This window comes from Pseudoalteromonas rubra (assembly GCF_004212645.1).
Lineage (GTDB): Bacteria > Pseudomonadota > Gammaproteobacteria > Enterobacterales > Alteromonadaceae > Pseudoalteromonas > Pseudoalteromonas rubra_G.
The window spans coordinates 1-12,761 of record NZ_PPUZ01000084.1; the positions used below are offsets into that span (position 1 = coordinate 1).

Here is a 12,761-nt window from a genome sequence, read left to right on the forward strand (position 1 = left end):
AATATGACGCTAACTGTGTTAAAAATTTCTCATTTAGAACAACTAAATAGCAAAATTTTTGCCTGGTTATCGAACATATTTTCTCGCCTCAAAATAGAACACTTAATTAAGCAAATTGGTATTAACGCTCGTACGCGTTTATTAGATAAAATGACGCCGGGTAAACCCGGCGTCGCAATCCCTAATTGAGGATCAATGCATGACTGGTTTGGGCAATCCCCGGGTACTCATCTTCCGGGAGTATTTCCGCCAGTTCAGCAAGGCGTTCACCCAGCTCATGTAAGCTATTTGCAGAGACATTGATATGACCCATCTTTCGCCCCGGTTTGGCCGTTTTACCATACCAGTGGCTGGTAACACCGCTCACACTCAATACCTCTGTAGGTATACTCGCCTGCCCCAGCACATTGATCATAGCTGTTGGTCTGACAAGGCTGGTATCACCTACAGGTAAGCCTGTCACTGCTCGCATATGGTTTTCAAACTGACTGACATGACAACCTTGTTGCGTCCAGTGGCCAGAATTGTGCACACGCGGCGCAATTTCATTGACCAGTAAAGAACCGTCGACATCAAAAAACTCTATTGCAAGTACGCCAACATAATCCAGCTCGCTGGCAATGGCCGAGAAAGCCGCTTCCGCCTGAGCCTGAATCGTCGATTTTTCCTTACCCGCAACAGACAACGTCAGTACACCATTGGTATGCTGGTTTTCAGTTAACGGATAGATGCGGCATTGGCCGTTACGGTCTCGTACGCCAATAATAGATACTTCTCTGTCGAACGGGATCATCTGTTCCGCAATAATAGCGTGAGGCGTGGTTTCGGTACCGGCTTCCAGAAATTCAGACATTTCCTGCCAGATGGCTTCCACTTCATCGTCATGCTTTACGCGCCACTGGCCTTTACCGTCGTAGCCTGCCTGGCAGGTTTTGACCACAAGAGGTTTACCGAGTTTACCGATAGCGTCGAGAAAATGCGTTTTTTCGGTGATCAGGGCATAAGGCGCACAGGCTACCTGGGCCTTTTCAAGCAGTGCTTTTTCTTTGCCGCGGTCGCCGCCGGTCAAAATGGCTTCTGCGCCGGGATAAAACTTACCGGTTTGCTGGCACACAGCTAACACGTCAGCCGGAATATGTTCAAATTCCGCAGTAATCGCATCCACATCCGCGATGGCTTGCTCAAGCGTGGCTGAGTGCGCTTCGAAGGTAACCGGATTAATCACTTGCTGGGTGGCAACATCGTAGGCTGAAACCTGGATATCTAAGTGCGTGGCCGACAAGCTCATCATGCGAGCTAACTGGCCTGCGCCTAAAACTAATACTTTCATTACTACTCTGCTGGGTTAGGGTTAGCCAGAACGGTTTCTGTTTGCGCCTTGCGGAAGGCTTCAACCTTTTCAAAAATTTCAATTTGCTGACAGCCTAGGATTTGGGCAGCCAGTAAGCCTGCATTCGCAGCACCAGCATCTCCAATTGCCAGCGTACCGACTGCAACCCCTTTAGGCATCTGACAGATAGACAATAAGGAGTCTACCCCATTAAGTGTTTTTGATTTAACCGGCACACCCAATACAGGCAAGCTGGTAAACGCTGCGGCCATACCCGGCAGATGAGCAGCACCGCCGGCGCCGGCGATAATAACTTTAATACCACGCTCTGCGGCTGAGGATGCGTAGTCAGCGAGCAATTGAGGTGTACGGTGCGCAGAAACAACTTTTGTTTCGTACTCGATACCGAACTTATCCAACATTTCTGCTGCGTGTTGCATTGTAGGCCAATCGGACTTAGAGCCCATAATGATGCCAACCGTCATAATTATTCCTCAGTTTAAATTGAACGATTTAGGCGCAGTTTTTTGGGGTATGCGCCAACTTCAGGCGTATTATACCCAAGTGGCGCTTCAAAGCGAATCGACATTTCTGCTTGAGCAGTTTAACCCGAGATGTTGTCTGTCATGGCAACCACTGGCTGGCCGTTACGGGCATTGCGCCAGTGAAACAAAAATGCCTCGGGCCCCAAGATAAAAAACAGGATCGCCAATCCGCCTGGCACCAGAAAGGCTTTGAGCACCGGACCGAGCACATAGCTGTAAAAAATAATGAATGGAACAAACAGAACATAACCTATGAATCGCTGCAGCATATCGTCTCCTTAATATAATTGAGCGCGCTCATATTTTTAAATGAGCGCGCTCAATTGTCAATAGGCATTGACAAAACAGGTGCTTATATTGACATGATGAAGGCTAACACTCTTTCTTAATCAGTTAGTTACACTCAAGCATATGACAAGTGAAATGTGGCGGGCTATGTTAAGACGACTTCTGATCGTGATATAATGCTGAAAACAGTTAGGCTGGAAACCAATGAAAAAAAGTGAAAAAACCAAGCAGCAGATCCTGGATGAGAGCTGGCAACTGTTTGTTGAATACGGCTACAAAGATACCTCTACTCGTCAGATAGCGACAGCTGCGGGCGTTGCGGTGGGCACTGTCTTCAGCCACTTTCCCAATAAAATTGATATTCTCAAAACTGCTATGCACCAACGCATTGATATGGTGATTGAACAAGCAAGCAGTGCTGATCAGCACCACTCCGCACGGCTCAAGTTACGTCACTACGCAGACCACCTGTTTTCATTTTACTTGCAGCACAGAGAGTTTAGTCAGGCATTACTGAGTGATTTACTATGGCATCAGGCTTATTTTTCCGATCAGATTGAGTTGTTTAAACAACGTCTGTTCGCTGAACAAGTGTATGACGACATAAAGGCAACGGTTATGATGGATTGTTACTTTATGACGTTAATACAAGGTCTGTCCGACCCTACTTCCTGTAAAGACAATATGCTGCGAGTTCTTACTAATAAGCTGACTTTATTGTATTAACATTGATGTATGATGTGTTCCTTAGAGGTGTAAATAGAAGGCAGAACATTTGCGGTGTTCTGCCACATTACATTAGCTGTGTTTAACTGAGAGCTCTGACGTTAAAGCATCTGATGTTTCAAGATGCCAGATACTACCTGGCTCATTAACTATCGCTCTGCGTTTAACATAGCCTGACATCCACCAGAATACTGTAGCAAACACTAATGCTATCACTTCAACCATCAAGGCCCCCAGGCTATTTGGCGTCCACAAGCTAAGCGCCGGCACTAAGCTCGCCAGCATAGACGTCACTGGTATCAAAACACAAAACAACGTTAATATCTTTAAGCTGTTAATTGCTGTTTTTGCAGGCCCGTATACAAATGCACTTATCATTACGCAGCTAAAACTTGCGTAGTAAACAAACATATATGCCTGATTAATATTCACAGGCGCCAATGTCAGCCATTTGTTGCTGGCGAACACAGCGGCTATACCCATCAGCGACCCCAGGCTAACACCCACCGTCAGCGCGCCCATAATACGATAAGCGCGACGTTGCTGTATGCCCTTCTGACGCCTTTTTTCAAGCCACAGTATATTACCGGAATAAAACAAACAAGCACCGGCAAGGCCCATTAAAAAGTAAGCCCAGCGTACCAGGTCGCCGCCATAACTACCAAAATGTAACCCAAAGAAGCTCGACACAATTCTTGCCCAGACCGTTTGCTCAGGATGAGCCACACTGGAGGAGACGATTTCGAGCGTATAGGGATTAATGAAAATAAAGTCATTCAGCGCCCCTCTTGCAATTTCTCCTTCATTCACAACATCTATAGTTGCAAACGCTGAGGGCTTATTCAGATTACTGAGCTTTATCTGAGCCACCTGATAACCCGGCGCATGAGACTCAGCCAGTGCAACCAGTTCACTGACTTTTGGCAAGTCAGCAATGTTGCGCTCTACTTTTGACGGTGCGTTGCGCGGAAACAGCGGTTTATCGCCATACACCTGAGCCAAAGTGCCATACAGGATATCATGAAAAGCAAATACACAGACAGTCAACGCTATAACTATATGAAAAGGCAAGCTCGCTATGCCCAGTAAGTTATGACCATCCAGCCAGAAGCGTTTTCTTTCGCCCTGCGCCCGTACGGCCATAAACCGCTTAACAAGCGTGGGCAGTAAAAAAATCACACCCGAAACCAGTGCCAGGAAATACAAGCCCGCAGCAATACCTAGTACGTAAACGCCCGCCTGTGTATGGCCTACTTCGCCGCCAATGCCTGCTGTACGATGCAGCATATCGAGCAATGCAGACAGACTGTTGACGGGCACCAGCTCAGTGATCAGCTGATCATTTTCGTCTAACGTACCGTGCCAGCGTATATCGTCCAGCCTGAGTCCGCGCGGCGACCCCTGCTCATACCAGCTCACTGGAGACAGCGCGTCATCAAAATGCAAGATCACACTATCGCTGGCTTTAGGGTGTGTCTGTAATACCGTGTCCAGCAGTAGATCATAACGCTCTGTTTCAATACTGGCCATTTGGTGCCTGCTGGGCGTTGCCCAGCGGTCAATTTCAGGTGCAAACATGGTCAAAGCACCCGCAAAGAAGCCGATAAACAGCAATAAACTGGACGTAATGCCTGTCCAGGTGTGCAGACTTTGGTACGTTCTCAGAATATCTGCTCTGACTTTCATAACAGTCCCCTTAAAATTGCTAAAATGGCATAACCTGCAGCGCTTGCCGACAGCAGATAAAGCCAAGCCTGAACACCACTTCTAAACAGATAAGTAAAGCTCAAGATCAGTAACCAAATTGGTACACTTAGCCACATATTAAACTGAGTCTTCCACAACAGTTCTGTATCACTTAAAGAAGAAGCAAGCCCGGAGGGGCCAAACCACGCAAACAAGCCAATGATAGAGAAACTCAGCAGCGCGCCACCAATCAGTCCGGCCAGCGTTTTACTTAGCCAGTCAGCTTGTATCGGAGTGTAATTTTTCATTCGCCACCTCTGCCCATTGACGCCAAAAACGGGATAAACATCAGCGACAACATGATGATCATGATGCAAATAAACAGGCTGACAGGTATGCCCATACTGGTGTTGAAGCCCATAAATGCAGCTAAAAACAACAGATAGGCCAAGGCGCGCCAGCCACTTTTAATTTGCTTTTTTAGCCAGCGCTGGTTCTTGTTACTGAGGTAAATAACGGTGGTTCCTGCGAGTAGCAGCATAACCAATATTGAAGTAAGCACTTTTTTCACTCCCTGTTATTGCAAAAAGACAACCCTGTACATTATACACGAACGTTATTGATAATCACTATTATTTGCCTTTTTGACGCAAGAAGAGAAATTAAGCAAACCAGAGTGTACGGATACGATGATAGCTGCGACCTATTAGTACCAGGCAAATGGCACCGGTTAAAACCGGAAATAGTAAAAACGCCCAGCCTTGTCCGGTTAGCATGATAAACAGTGGATTTGCGCCGGCTGGCGGATGTACCGTTTTACTTAAAACCATCAGCATCACAGCCAACCCCGTTGCGATCCCTAACGACAGTGCATTAATAGGGATAAAAGTAGCAAACACGACGCCCACAAAAGCAGTAAGACAATGACCCGCAATCACATTTCGCGCTTTCGCAAGCGGACTATCTGGCACGGCAAAGATAAGCACGCAGGATGCGCCAAACGCCGCCATCAATAACCAATAGTCCTGATTGTGATGCCCAATCAACGCTAATGCAGTAATTGCCAGCATAGTACCGACACCCGCAGATAAAGAAACAGTCCAGTTTGACACAACACCTCCTGAAAGTAGACAGATTGTTCTACCCACTATAGTAGACAAACCTGTCTACCCATGTCAAGATAAGTGAAAAAGTTAAAGGAGGTGGATATGTCGGACAAGCGAGCGTTACTACTGAACAGCGCGTTGGAGCTGTTTTACCAAAAAGGCACAGGCACGGTTGGTATCAATGAGATCATTGCACACAGCGGCGTTGCCAAGAAAACCCTTTATCATCACTTTGGCTCAAAAGAGGATCTTATCCTCGCTGCCTTATCACTTAGAGATCAAAGGTACTTGCAGTGGCTTAATGAAAAACTTGCGGATGCGCAAAGCAATGCCGATTTAATCAAGCAGTTGTTTAACGCTCTGAATGACTGGTTCAATGACCGTGCAACCGAGCTCGGTCAGTTCAGAGGATGTTTTTTTATTAATACAGCTGGTGAATCTGCAACCCTGGATCCACAAATTATGAACCGCTGTGCCAGCCATAAAGTCGCAGTAAGGCGCCTTATTACTAACAGCTTGCCCCAGCCTAATGATAGGCTGGCTGACGCATTATGCTTACTTAAAGAAGGAGCCACAACCTCCGCTTTTGTGCAGGGAGATAAGCAAGCCGCATTGCGCTGCATTGACATTGCCCTGGCTCTCGATACACAAGCGCCCTTTTCTCTGTAATGTGGTGAAATTTAATCGTCTAGCCCACTGCACTATAATGGGTTGGAACTCATAAAAATTTAGGTAACAACTGAACACTGTGCAACAAGATAAGTATCTGAAACAAGGCGCACTCACGCTCAGTGTGTCCGTTATTATTGGCTTTTTGGTAGATTATGCCTTCAACCTGAGCCTGAGCCGCACACTCACGACGCAAGAGTATGGCGATTACAAGGTTGCTTACGCTTACGCCACCATCTGTGGCGTATTAGTATTGCTGGGAGGTGACAGAGTTGCGCCTAAAATCTTAGCCAGGCCACTAGCAAACAAGTCTGCGCGTGAAATTGGCGGCTTTGTTGTTTTTTTTGGTAAGATCGCTCTCGCTTTATCTTTTATACTCTTTTTAATTACCTATTTAAGTGGCTACATTCATCTCGATAGCTGGTCTGTGGATGATCACCACGCGTTGCTTTGGATCTCAGCAGCCATCCCGCTCATCGCGCTGGGTGCCATACTGAGCCGGGTTTTACAAAGCGCAAAACTGCTGATGTATGCCAATTTCCCCTGGCGCATCGTACTCCCTTTAGCAAAAACCCTGGTGGTTCTGGCTCTGGCGGCTTTGTTAGAGCAAGTGCATTTATGGCATGTCATCGTGGCAGGCATTGTGATCTTAGCTATCATTACCAGCTGGCAGTTTAAAGTGTTGAAACATAGAAATTTGCTCACGCTCGCACGGATAACGCCGGTTACCAATCCGCCACAACTGTTGGCTACGTCCATTCCTATGATGCTCGCGATGTTAGTCACCATCGCCATTTCACAATTAGACTTGTACATGCTTGAACTGCTGGCTCTGGAGCATGAGGTTGGGCATTATGCTGGTGCCGTCACAACAGCCCATATGATCCCTGTCGCACAGGTGAGTATCATCGCACTTTTCATTCCCTTGCTGGGGCAGGCACTGGAAAAAAGTGAAGAACACGCAGAGGATGTATTATGGCAAGGCCAGAAGGTCCTGCTTATCACCGTTTTGGTACTCTCATGTGGGCTCTTTTTATCAGGCTCACACTTATTACAATTATTCGGTGAAGACTTTTTTAGCGCCAATGACGCGTTACACTTCCTTATCCTTGGCTCCTGCTTCTGGGCTGTCACAGCGTTTATTTCGACCTGGCTACAATATACGGGAAAAGGAAAATATGTTGTGATTATCGGTATGGTGACACTCGTTACAGACGCCCTGTTAAACTGGCTCCTGATCCCTACCCATGGTATTACTGGCGCCGCAATGTCAACCTGCGTGGCGCTTTTTCTTGCCTCACTGTTAACCTGGACAACGTTCTTATCGACCAAACGACATGCGCCAAACGGTCATAGTATGCACTCTGGAGAACCAGGCAATCGTTAGTTTCAAGATTATCGTCGATTGTTTATTAAATTAATTGACACAATATGTACCTTTTTGTAACTTTACATGACTTGCTAGCTTGCAGGCAGGAACAAATAAAAATAATAAGGAAAATTATGAAACAACAAGTAAAACAAAGTGCTGTATTTATGGCAATGCTCGTTTTCGGTGTATGCCTGGGCGTTGCTCTTAAGTATGGCTATACCAAGTTATCCTATCACGCGTATGTCATAACACAGGATACATCCGCCCACTATGAAGGCACTGATAAACCCGTGATTCTATATACCACTCACTGGTGCCAATACTGTAAACAAGTGCAAAGCTACTTTAATCGACATAATATTGACTACCTAAGCAGAGACATCGAATCTGATGATCAGCGCATCAAAGTGCTGTTTAACAGTTTGCAGCATGCTGATATACCTCAAATTATCATTGGGAATAAAGTCATTACTGGCTCTAACATAAATATCGTAGAAAAAGCTTTGAGAGATCACGCTTTTCTTTAATTCTTGCTCGCGAGGCGAATACCCATTACGTAGACGCCTCGTCTTTGTTGCGCTATCTTAAAGAGTGTCTTAGCCATCAACTCGCTTTTTTGGAGTACGCATTGCAAAACACTTGGTTATTTCTTTTGATTAGTATCTGTTATAGCCTGTACTGCTTTGCGAACCCTCAAACGGCTGAACGTTCATCTGCGGACATTTTAAGAGAAGCAGAGGATTATATTATTGTTGAACCGTCTCATTCCTACCGTTTACTTAGACAAATCAATTCGATAAAGACCCTCACCCCACCCCAGCAGGTACGCTGGCACTTAATTAAAGTCCGCTCGGCCATCGCCACGAATAATCTAAACAACATAGAAACGGAGCTCGAAGCACTCATCAATTTACAGGAACAAGCTTACTTTAAAAAGCGCCTGGCGAGCATGTTAAGTGCCATGGGTATCGCTTTGAGGCGGCTTGATTACTTTGCTGAAGCAAAAACACTCTATACCTGTGCCCTGGCACTCGAACTCACTGACAAAAAACGCATGGCTTTGCTCATCAACCTGGCTGTACTTTCAAGACACATGAATGATTACACGCTTGCCCGACAGTCCTATCAATCGGCGCGAGACATTGCGCTGAGGCTTCATCATGAACGTGCCCTCGCAAACGTAAATAATAATCTGGGCACACTTGCGCTGGATGAGGGCAAGGTTGACATAGCCGAAACTTATTATCGCGACGCACTGGTTGGCTATCAATCCAGCGACAAACGCTCTGGCAATATTACCGCAGGCACCAACCTGTTGCTCGTATTCGCCATACAGGGGCATACGCTTAATTTCCAACGTCTGATCAGCCCCATTTCCACATTGGTTGACGCATATCCGGACAGGTCTAAAAAGGCGTTGCTACTTTGGCTAGTCAGTGCCAATGATGCCAACCTGGGTAAAGCACTGTCTCAGGACACCAGAGAAAACCTATTATCTGCATTTGAACAACTTGAAAGTGAAAAACTACAGCGACTGGTTAAGCGTTACCTGGCACCTAAGGTAAAACTAGAGGTAAACCTCACTAAAAGTCCTGCCCGAGCCGAAAAAGCGGCACCTGGCTGGTTTAAAGCACGTTCTTTTTGCAAAGAACCAGCAGTCAAACCTACCCACCAGAAAAGTCCTGAGTTTCAAGGTAAAGTGAACGGATAAATCTAAACTGTAACGATGTTGCTTCATGCCAGGGGATATTCTGCCCGCTGTCTACTGTAGCGCTTAAGTTAGATTGACTACGACAGCTGACCTGAACAATTTGGTCAAAACTAGGGAGCCTGCCAATTTTATGGACAAGTAAACAAGACTTCGAGGTAACCGGTCTCATATAAAAGTAACCATTGTCAGCCAGTACAATCGGTTTATCGAGTATTACCTTATTCACTTTGAATTTCAGCCCCTCTTTGACTTGCGTCCCTTCGCGTTCAAAATGCCCCCGATACAAATTCCCCGTGAGTTCTGCGATATCTCCTGTGCGCAATTTATCTAACTCAAATGGGTTGGGAGCAAACGTTACTAAAGGCTCAGACTTGATCAGCTTTATCAAGTTTTTATGCTCATCCTGACTGACCTGTACTTCGAATATAAGCTGCCTCGCATGTAATCCAGCAGGCGTGGGCAAATGAGAGGCTATCACTTTATGCTCTACTTGCATCAAAACCAGGCCATGAACACCAAAACTTGTGTGATGCTCATGGGCAACCACATAAGGGCACAAAAACAGTAATAACCACTTAAACAAAGAAAACTCCTAAATTCTCGGCATATTTTTGCTGAGTTTAAGGTATATTTAGTTCCATATCGTCTCCAAATACCCAACTGTAGTTCCAAAATGGAAATAGTAGAATTAAATCGCTTTATCGCAATTGCCAATGCCCGAACGCTTCAGAGCGCTGCGATTAAGCTTCACACCACCCCAGGCGCCCTGTCAAAATCCCTTAAAAAGCTCGAGTCTTCGTTAGGCGTATTATTATTTGACCGAATTGGAAAGCAGCTGGTCCTGAATGAAAATGGCGCACGTTTGTTACCTGAAGCTATAAAAATACTGGATCTGACCAGGAATATAGAGTCAATCTTGGGCCCGGAGCAAAATACGTTTTGCTGTCGTATATCTGCACCAGCAATCCTACAGTATCAATGGGTTACACTTATCGGATCGCACGCGTCAGGTATCCAAATGAATTACGAGACAGACTTCGAAGTCGCAGCACTTGATAAACTCAAACGTGGTCTGGTGGATGTTGCATTAACGACCCATTTGGTTAAGCCCTATCTGACTGAGGAGCTTGAAGTGCATTCATTAGGCCAGCTTACCCTTGAACTGGCGGTTGGCGATACTCACCCACTTGCGCATAAAGTGAATCTGACACATGAAGATCTCGCCAGGTTCCCCTTTGCTGTACCAGAGGCATCACCTTTTTGTGGCGAAGTACGCGGCATCGGCTGTGATGGCTGGCCAAGCGCCAATTTTAACAGAGACATAAAGTGGGTACTGAACGATTATGCTGCTTTATGTGAGTTGGTCAGGTGTGGCGCGGCAATTGCCTATCTGCCTGACTATATGATCTCAGCCTGGCAGCTGACAAAACTGTCTGTTGCGGATGAACCCAGACACAATACAGAGCAGCTGTGCTTAATTCTTCGGCGCAGTGCACCAGTTTGGATAAAAGAACTAGTCAAAACGTTAACTGGCTAATCTTTCGTTCTTCAGCAAATAGTATTCATACCAAAGCGCTTATGTCTGCCTGTATAGCTGGTTGCAGCGCCATAGAAACGATGCAACCAACATTATCGCCTATCGTTACCTGACGTAGATATAGGTTACCTGGCTTGCAGCATACCCGTTGACATTGCTTGACTTGTACATCGCGCCGTTGAAGTTGTAAATGTTGGCATAATTCAGCATAGTGTAATCTCTGCCGCTGCCTGAGCAACCAGATGACTCATGCCAGAATAGACGGAACCTTGCTTCTCCTGTTCTGTCTTTATTCTCTCCAAGTGTGTCCTGAAGTGGAATACAGTTAGCGGTGTTTAACACGCTGAGGTCTGCAATGGCGTAGTTATTAATCGCGGGCATCACCATTAACATTTCCTGCATGCTGTTTTTGTAGTTTACCCACTGTGCATCCGTCAGGTGGTAGTTGGCATCAAAACTGGTAATATTTTGCGTTGCTTCAAACCAACCATCCAGCGTCGTATTACTGTTTGCATAGTCATAACCGACCACTCGACGTAAACCAACCAGGGTCCAGCCACCACCATGTTCATCCATATTACAGTATGTTGTGAACTCCGGCATACCGCCGTTGCCGTCCTGATCAAGTACATAGAACCCGGATGGAGATTGTGGTTCATTTTGTAGCAACGCATTACAGCTGGCGTAATAAGGGCTTGGTAAGATAATGGCGTCTTTGTTTGCTCGAATGCTGACAGTGTCTGAGCCATAAGAAGTCACGTCCTGAGCAAACAGGTGGCCGTCGATGGTCAGGACGTTAACCACTTCCTCAATGTGTGTCAGCTCAGTGTCTTTGGATTGCTCTTCCGACAAAACAAGTTCGTGTTGTTTAAACGCCGCACCAGTGTGGTCCATAACGACTTGATCAATGCTGTATGCCTCGCCTGAATCAAGCGTCCCTTCTTTATTTGGTGCATAGATAGCCAGATATGCAACGCTCTGCTGCGTGGTAGTACGACCCGCAACCGGCTGCTCCTGGTACTCTACATAAGCACTAAAGCCGAACTGATTGACGTTAGTTGCACGTGCGACATAAGAAGATTGGTTGGCCTCACTTTGGCCGCTCAGAAATAAGTAAGGCATCTGTGGCAACTGCTGGGTGAAGCGAAACGCTTTTTGTGAAGTGCCAACCACAATACTATCGACTTCCCAAACTGAACCATCCGCCATTTCATGACGACCTTTATCCAGCGTAAGCGTGGATACCGTTTCGCCTTGGTGAGTCCCATCCAGATAATCCCACTCAGCAAATCGTACCGACACAGTACCATCGCCATTGTCTGAGACCATCACATTGCCAGGCTCGGCATCGTTTAAACTTGCCACACCAGTAACTAATACCTGCTGTGCTGTTTTGGGAATAGCAACACCTTGTTCTGTCACTGTGAGCTCCGCCAGGTTAAACGCCTGTGCAGAAGCGCCAGCAAGGATACAACAGGTTAGTAGAGTTTTCTTAAACATATAAGAGTCCTTTGAGGGTAATGTTATGTAGAGCTGTTTTTGTGGGTAACATGTTTTGCTGTTAACGCAATCTGTATACAAATTTATTGCTGGGCTGCCCCAACGATTGAATTGAAGCACATATTATCTATGCACACCTTGATTTGATTCAATACTATTTTATTTTTTAAATTATTAAGGTAGTTATTTAGGATTATACCAATTTCACTTAATACCTGTTCAATTTGACGGAGCAAATATGACGCTAACTGTGTTAAAAATTTCTCATTTAGAACAACTAAATAGCAAAAT

General features: G+C 45.8%; 15 protein-coding genes and 2 pseudogenes. 7 read left to right on the top strand and 10 right to left on the bottom strand.

Annotated features, from left to right (window positions below; all coding sequences use genetic code 11):
- A pseudogene (locus tag C3B51_RS23825) lies at window positions 1–189 on the top strand (hypothetical protein); the annotation flags it as partial.
- On the opposite strand, the gene C3B51_RS21215 reads toward C3B51_RS23825, so the two are convergent.
- The 3 genes from C3B51_RS21215 to C3B51_RS21225 form a co-directional block, all read right to left on the bottom strand.
- A complete protein-coding gene (locus tag C3B51_RS21215) occupies window positions 182–1,330 on the bottom strand; it encodes a 5-(carboxyamino)imidazole ribonucleotide synthase (RefSeq protein ID WP_130246318.1) in 1,149 nt (382 codons plus the stop codon). The pseudogene C3B51_RS23825 and the gene C3B51_RS21215 overlap by 8 nt on opposite strands.
- 2 nt (window positions 1,331–1,332) lie before the next feature.
- Complete coding sequence (gene purE, locus C3B51_RS21220) at window positions 1,333–1,815, bottom strand: 5-(carboxyamino)imidazole ribonucleotide mutase (protein WP_130246319.1); 483 nt, start codon at window positions 1,813–1,815, stop codon at window positions 1,333–1,335.
- 119 nt (window positions 1,816–1,934) lie between these two features.
- Complete coding sequence (locus C3B51_RS21225; protein ID WP_125717531.1) at window positions 1,935–2,144, bottom strand: hypothetical protein; 210 nt, start codon at window positions 2,142–2,144, stop codon at window positions 1,935–1,937.
- A 223-nt stretch (window positions 2,145–2,367) separates the two neighbouring features.
- On the opposite strand from C3B51_RS21225, the gene C3B51_RS21230 reads away from it, so the two are divergent.
- On the top strand, window positions 2,368–2,889 hold the full coding sequence (locus tag C3B51_RS21230; RefSeq protein ID WP_125717530.1) for a TetR/AcrR family transcriptional regulator: 522 nt from the start codon (window positions 2,368–2,370) through the stop codon (window positions 2,887–2,889).
- A gap of 72 nt (window positions 2,890–2,961) precedes the next feature.
- On the opposite strand, the gene C3B51_RS21235 is transcribed toward C3B51_RS21230, so the two are convergent.
- The 4 genes from C3B51_RS21235 to C3B51_RS21250 all read right to left on the bottom strand — a co-directional run bounded on the left by C3B51_RS21235 (window position 2,962) and on the right by C3B51_RS21250 (window position 5,687).
- A complete protein-coding gene (locus C3B51_RS21235; RefSeq protein ID WP_125717529.1) occupies window positions 2,962–4,575 on the bottom strand; it encodes a PepSY-associated TM helix domain-containing protein in 1,614 nt (537 codons plus the stop codon).
- Entirely contained in the window at window positions 4,572–4,883 is a 312-nt protein-coding gene (locus tag C3B51_RS21240) for a hypothetical protein (protein WP_125717528.1), read from the bottom strand. The genes C3B51_RS21235 and C3B51_RS21240 overlap by 4 nt, the downstream gene beginning before the upstream one ends.
- Window positions 4,880–5,137 carry a hypothetical protein gene (locus C3B51_RS21245; protein ID WP_125717527.1) on the bottom strand — a complete coding sequence of 86 codons (258 nt, stop codon included), beginning with the start codon at window positions 5,135–5,137 and terminating at the stop codon, window positions 4,880–4,882. Before C3B51_RS21245 ends, C3B51_RS21240 begins: the two co-directional genes overlap by 4 nt.
- Window positions 5,138–5,237: 100 nt before the next feature.
- Window positions 5,238–5,687 carry an HPP family protein gene (locus C3B51_RS21250; protein WP_240701945.1) on the bottom strand — a complete coding sequence of 150 codons (450 nt, stop codon included), beginning with the start codon at window positions 5,685–5,687 and terminating at the stop codon, window positions 5,238–5,240.
- Window positions 5,688–5,783: 96 nt separating this feature from the next.
- Between C3B51_RS21250 and C3B51_RS21255 the strand changes: the two genes are divergently transcribed.
- The 4 genes from C3B51_RS21255 to C3B51_RS21270 all read left to right on the top strand — a co-directional run bounded on the left by C3B51_RS21255 (window position 5,784) and on the right by C3B51_RS21270 (window position 9,433).
- A complete protein-coding gene (locus C3B51_RS21255; RefSeq protein WP_130246320.1) occupies window positions 5,784–6,350 on the top strand; it encodes a TetR/AcrR family transcriptional regulator in 567 nt (188 codons plus the stop codon).
- Between the two features lie 79 nt (window positions 6,351–6,429).
- Window positions 6,430–7,737 carry an oligosaccharide flippase family protein gene (locus tag C3B51_RS21260; protein ID WP_165389217.1) on the top strand — a complete coding sequence of 436 codons (1,308 nt, stop codon included), beginning with the start codon at window positions 6,430–6,432 and terminating at the stop codon, window positions 7,735–7,737.
- Between the two features lie 116 nt (window positions 7,738–7,853).
- Entirely contained in the window at window positions 7,854–8,249 is a 396-nt protein-coding gene (locus tag C3B51_RS21265; RefSeq protein ID WP_164519210.1) for a glutaredoxin family protein, read from the top strand.
- Between the two features lie 125 nt (window positions 8,250–8,374).
- The gene (locus C3B51_RS21270) at window positions 8,375–9,433 is read left to right on the top strand and encodes a tetratricopeptide repeat protein (protein WP_130246322.1); all 1,059 of its coding nucleotides are present in this window, start codon (window positions 8,375–8,377) and stop codon (window positions 9,431–9,433) included.
- On the opposite strand, the gene C3B51_RS21275 is transcribed toward C3B51_RS21270, so the two are convergent.
- Window positions 9,387–10,016: a hypothetical protein gene (locus C3B51_RS21275; protein ID WP_130246323.1), complete on the bottom strand. Its 630-nt coding sequence runs from the start codon at window positions 10,014–10,016 to the stop codon at window positions 9,387–9,389. The genes C3B51_RS21270 and C3B51_RS21275 overlap by 47 nt on opposite strands.
- 90 nt (window positions 10,017–10,106) lie before the next feature.
- On the opposite strand from C3B51_RS21275, the gene C3B51_RS21280 reads away from it, so the two are divergent.
- Complete coding sequence (locus C3B51_RS21280; RefSeq protein ID WP_130246324.1) at window positions 10,107–10,970, top strand: LysR family transcriptional regulator; 864 nt, start codon at window positions 10,107–10,109, stop codon at window positions 10,968–10,970.
- 105 nt (window positions 10,971–11,075) lie between these two features.
- Here the strand turns inward: C3B51_RS21280 and C3B51_RS21285 are convergent, their stop codons facing one another.
- Together C3B51_RS21285 and C3B51_RS23830 are read right to left on the bottom strand one after the other, a co-directional pair.
- On the bottom strand, window positions 11,076–12,470 hold the full coding sequence (locus C3B51_RS21285; protein ID WP_130246325.1) for a fibrinogen-like YCDxxxxGGGW domain-containing protein: 1,395 nt from the start codon (window positions 12,468–12,470) through the stop codon (window positions 11,076–11,078).
- Window positions 12,471–12,553: 83 nt separating this feature from the next.
- Window positions 12,554–12,761, bottom strand: a pseudogene (locus C3B51_RS23830) (hypothetical protein); the annotation flags it as partial.

Coding starts and splice junctions, on each gene's coding strand:
- C3B51_RS21215 (WP_130246318.1), bottom strand. CDS start 1,330: ATGAAAGTATTAGTTTTAGGCGCAGGCCAGTTAGCTCGCATGATGAGC.
- purE (WP_130246319.1), bottom strand. CDS start 1,815: ATGACGGTTGGCATCATTATGGGCTCTAAGTCCGATTGGCCTACAATG.
- C3B51_RS21225 (WP_125717531.1), bottom strand. CDS start 2,144: ATGCTGCAGCGATTCATAGGTTATGTTCTGTTTGTTCCATTCATTATT.
- C3B51_RS21230 (WP_125717530.1), top strand. CDS start 2,368: ATGAAAAAAAGTGAAAAAACCAAGCAGCAGATCCTGGATGAGAGCTGG.
- C3B51_RS21235 (WP_125717529.1), bottom strand. CDS start 4,575: ATGAAAGTCAGAGCAGATATTCTGAGAACGTACCAAAGTCTGCACACC.
- C3B51_RS21240 (WP_125717528.1), bottom strand. CDS start 4,883: ATGAAAAATTACACTCCGATACAAGCTGACTGGCTAAGTAAAACGCTG.
- C3B51_RS21255 (WP_130246320.1), top strand. CDS start 5,784: ATGTCGGACAAGCGAGCGTTACTACTGAACAGCGCGTTGGAGCTGTTT.
- C3B51_RS21265 (WP_164519210.1), top strand. CDS start 7,854: ATGAAACAACAAGTAAAACAAAGTGCTGTATTTATGGCAATGCTCGTT.
- C3B51_RS21280 (WP_130246324.1), top strand. CDS start 10,107: ATGGAAATAGTAGAATTAAATCGCTTTATCGCAATTGCCAATGCCCGA.
- C3B51_RS21285 (WP_130246325.1), bottom strand. CDS start 12,470: ATGTTTAAGAAAACTCTACTAACCTGTTGTATCCTTGCTGGCGCTTCT.